Source organism: Moorena sp. SIO3I6 (assembly GCF_010672095.1).
Genome location: NZ_JAAHHU010000442.1, coordinates 1 through 3,499 on the forward strand (window position 1 = coordinate 1; position 3,499 = coordinate 3,499).

Below are 3,499 nucleotides of genomic sequence, written 5' to 3' on the forward strand. Positions count from 1 at the left end.
GCAAAATAATTCGGTTGATTGGCTCACGATAATGACTACCTTGAGGCAAAACTATGCCGTAGTCTTGTTCAGCAAACAACTCACCTACAATCTGGTATTCTCGGTTTTGTGACGTTTGGTAAAGTAACGTTGGTGAATCATAAACTAGAGCCTGCTCTTGCCCCGCTTTGAGAGCTTTGTATGCATCTTCCAGCTGCTCAAATTCAATCAGCTTGACTGGCTATTGATTCATATATCTGGCAGAGGTCGTGTCTGCGACAGTAGCAACCTGTTTTCCGAATAGATCGATAAGATCAGAAATATTCGATTCAAGACGATCAGCTGTGATGGCTGCGGTGAAGTAGGCAACCACGAATAATCCAGTAAACATCCAAACAATTGCCACCAAACGCCCGACAAAACTAACGGGAGATTTATCGCCATAGCCCACAGTTGTAGCTGATTTGTAAACTCGCTGTAATCCTTGTAGGATAAGGCTTGCGCTAAACTAGAACAATTGAACTATTTAATAACCAAAAGACAATCATAGCAAGGCTTTCAAGCTTCTTAATATTTACTTTACAAATTAGCTCTAAGGTTTCGTCTCTGACCTCAACTTCTTCCTATTTTATTCTACAACACTTAGACTAAAGTTTCGGGACTTTATAAGATATTTTGATCACGGCGCTTCAAGCCGCTATGGGCTTTTATCCCCGATCTAAAGAGACGGGTTTTTCAGCTTTTAGATTTTTATAAACTTAGGAAAAAAACCAAATGGAAACAAAAAAGAACTTGCTTCCTAAGCAATAATGTTCGTATTATATCACTACTGACCAGAAAAGGAGTGTTTGATGAGATTACCCAAACAAGTAGCACCAGTCAAAAGACCGGATCTGATTCAACCCTATCGGGCAGTGGATGTAGTTCATGGTCGAGGCCAAGACTTGGTGACTATTCGCATGGACTTGACCCATGGTGCCAATTACAATGACCCAGCACCCTTTGCTTACCCTAGTTATCAGCAACTGAAAACCTCCGGCTGGGGCGGATGGTATTGATGTGGTGGTGCCCCTAGGTCAAACTAAGAGATGGGTAACAGTTACATAAGATGTCGTAAACCGTAACAAACACTAACAAACAGTAAAAAACAATTATGCCAGAAGAAGAAACTAAAACTCCCAGACGCGGTCGTCGCAGAAAAACCCAGGCGAAGCCAAAAGCCAAAGCTGCTCCTGCTGCTGCTTCTCCATCTGTTCAACCAGAGGTTGCTTCTCCATCTGTTCAACCAGAGCTTAATGAACAGGAAGAAAAGAAATCAGTGTTACTTGCTACTGGTCTAGAAGATTATGCCCGGTGGAAGGTTATGTTTAAAGACCAGAAGCCAGAGAATGACCCCCCTTTCCGTCGGGGACGCATTTGGGCTTAATCAGGGCATGAGGGGATAAGGATAGCAGGGCTGTTTCTTGCGTCCGACTAAAATTTCACGGGTAGGGAGATAGGGAGATGGGGGAAATTTTTATTATATTAATGGTAATTATCCTGAAATGATAATAGCCTTCAATGGTCGTATTTTTACAAAAGCGATCCATCCCTACTCCCAGGGCGTGCCCTTGACCCGTAATTAAATTCGCTCAAGGTGCGCGCCTCCTAGGGTGAGTAAATCGCCCTTGGGTCGAACCTTGAGGGCTTTGCCGACGCGGGGCGCGAACGGGCGCGCACCGCTCCCTACTCCTTACTCCCTAAAACCACCACCTAGTGTAAGCCTTGGTAATTTCCGGTAATCCCTGGAATTATCAACTAGGTTGCAGACTCAGGATTTACTTCCTACGTTGGTTTGGTCATGACACCCAAGAGTGAACTCCAGCTTTTGGCTCTGTCGCTAGTCATTAAGACAAAGGCAAAATGTGTGATTAGCAAAACACAAGCCATTCCAACATTGTCGAGGATAACTTTACCGAATCGAGAGCACTAAAAATGCAAAATTACGTATTTGTTATTGACGCAAACTTTCAACCATTAAACCCAATTATCCCAAAGAAAGCACGTCGGTTATTGGATAAAGGTAAAGCGGCGGTTTTCAGGATGTACCCGTTCACAATCATCTTAAAAACGTCGATCAATAATCCAACCATATCACCATGTAAAATCAAAATTGATCCTGGCAGTAAGGTGACTGGATTTGCCTTAGTCCAAGACGGCCAAGTCATTTGGGCAATGGAGCTAGAACACAGAGGAGGATTAATTAAGAAAAAACTCTCGTCTAGAAGCGCTGTAAGGCGTGGGAGACGTAACCGAAACACCCGCTATAGGAAACCCAGGTTCCTTAACCGTAAGCGTCCAGAGGGATGGCTCCCCCCTAGTCTAGAACACAGAATTTTGACTACCCAGACTTGGGTGAAACGATTGATTAAATTCTGCCCAGTTAACGAAATTTGGGTTGAAAGAGTTAAGTTTGATGCCCAAAAAATGCAGAATCCTGAAATCAGTGGTATTCAGTACCAGCAAGGAGAACTAGCTGGGTATGAGGTTAGAGAGTATTTACTCGAAAAATGGGGAAGGGAATGCACTTACTGTGGGAAAAAATCAGTTCCATTGCAGATTGAACACATTTATCCAAAATCCAAAGGAGGAAGTGAACGTGTAAGTAATCTTTGCTTGGCTTGTGAAAAGTGCAATCAACGCAAAGGGAACAAACCTATAGAGGACTTTCTGAAAAAGAAGCCAAGCCTACTTCAAAAAATCAAAACCAAAGCGCTTTCGCCATTAAAAGATGCGGCGGCGGTGAATACAACTCGGAACAAGCTAGTTAAAGTACTTCAAAAGACGAAACCTGTGGTTACTGGAACGGGAGCACAGACTAAGTACAACCGGACTAAATTAGGATTTCCTAAGGAACATTGGATCGATGCTGCTTGTGTTGGGAACATTGAGGCTTTGACTTTGAAAACCTTTCAACCGCTTCTGGTTACTTGTAAAGGACAAGGGGGCAGACAAAAAGCGGCACTCAATAAATACGGTTACCCCATCAGACACAACCCGCTGAAGCCAATCAAAGGTTGGTGTAGTGGGGACATAGCCAAAAACCTTTTGACTGGGGAGTTTGGAAGAGTTAACCCTAGAAGTAAGAGTAATTCCTTCAATTACACAGTTTCTGGAAAAAAGGCGATAAGCTTACACGTTAAAAACTTGTGCAGAGTTCACAGAAAAGATGGTTATACTTACGGATTTTGCCAGTGAATACCAAGAATTACCTGGAAACAATCCTCCTATTACATCCAGACTAAAGTCCCTCATCCAATTGAGAACTGGTATATATGATTAACTACAACTATGGTAAAAAATCTGCTCAAAAAAGTCTCCTAAAAGTATTCCGTATACCCCTACAAGCTACTTTAATTGGGTTTTTCCTTATCAATGGAGGATGCTTAGCCCAGACAATTCCACTGACCGAAAATCTGATTAACCTCGATTCCGATCACGGAGAAAGGTTACTGATGGCAAGCCAAGCCCGAGAAGACTA

General features: G+C 42.9%; 5 protein-coding genes and 1 pseudogene. 4 read left to right on the forward strand and 2 right to left on the reverse strand.

Going from position 1 to position 3,499, the window contains the following annotated elements; translation table 11 throughout:
- Both F6K49_RS53795 and F6K49_RS37575 read right to left on the reverse strand, forming a co-directional pair.
- Positions 1 to 211, reverse strand: a 211-nt coding sequence (locus F6K49_RS53795) for a transporter substrate-binding domain-containing protein (protein ID WP_366514275.1), incomplete at its 3' end; no start/stop codon positions are given.
- 9 nt (positions 212 to 220) lie between these two features.
- The gene (locus tag F6K49_RS37575) at positions 221 to 430 is read right to left on the reverse strand and encodes an ion channel (protein WP_075904009.1); all 210 of its coding nucleotides are present in this window, start codon (positions 428 to 430) and stop codon (positions 221 to 223) included.
- A gap of 400 nt (positions 431 to 830) precedes the next feature.
- Between F6K49_RS37575 and F6K49_RS37580 the strand changes: the two genes are divergently transcribed.
- From F6K49_RS37580 to F6K49_RS37595, 4 genes and pseudogenes are all read left to right on the forward strand, one after another.
- Entirely contained in the window at positions 831 to 1,037 is a 207-nt protein-coding gene (locus tag F6K49_RS37580) for a cyanobactin biosynthesis system PatB/AcyB/McaB family protein (RefSeq protein WP_075904007.1), read from the forward strand.
- A 95-nt stretch (positions 1,038 to 1,132) separates the two neighbouring features.
- Positions 1,133 to 1,405, forward strand: a complete 273-nt coding sequence (locus F6K49_RS37585; RefSeq protein ID WP_293105221.1) for a cyanobactin biosynthesis PatC/TenC/TruC family protein — start codon at positions 1,133 to 1,135, stop codon at positions 1,403 to 1,405.
- A gap of 548 nt (positions 1,406 to 1,953) precedes the next feature.
- Positions 1,954 to 3,216, forward strand: a complete 1,263-nt coding sequence (gene iscB, locus F6K49_RS37590; protein ID WP_075904003.1) for an RNA-guided endonuclease IscB — start codon at positions 1,954 to 1,956, stop codon at positions 3,214 to 3,216.
- 77 nt (positions 3,217 to 3,293) lie between these two features.
- Positions 3,294 to 3,499: pseudogene (locus tag F6K49_RS37595) on the forward strand (glutathione gamma-glutamylcysteinyltransferase); the annotation flags it as partial.

Excerpts from the sequence above, each read along its gene's own strand:
- F6K49_RS37580 (WP_075904007.1), top strand. The coding sequence starts at position 831 with ATGAGATTACCCAAACAAGTAGCACCAGTCAAAAGACCGGATCTGATT.
- F6K49_RS37585 (WP_293105221.1), top strand. The coding sequence starts at position 1,133 with ATGCCAGAAGAAGAAACTAAAACTCCCAGACGCGGTCGTCGCAGAAAA.
- iscB (WP_075904003.1), top strand. The coding sequence starts at position 1,954 with ATGCAAAATTACGTATTTGTTATTGACGCAAACTTTCAACCATTAAAC.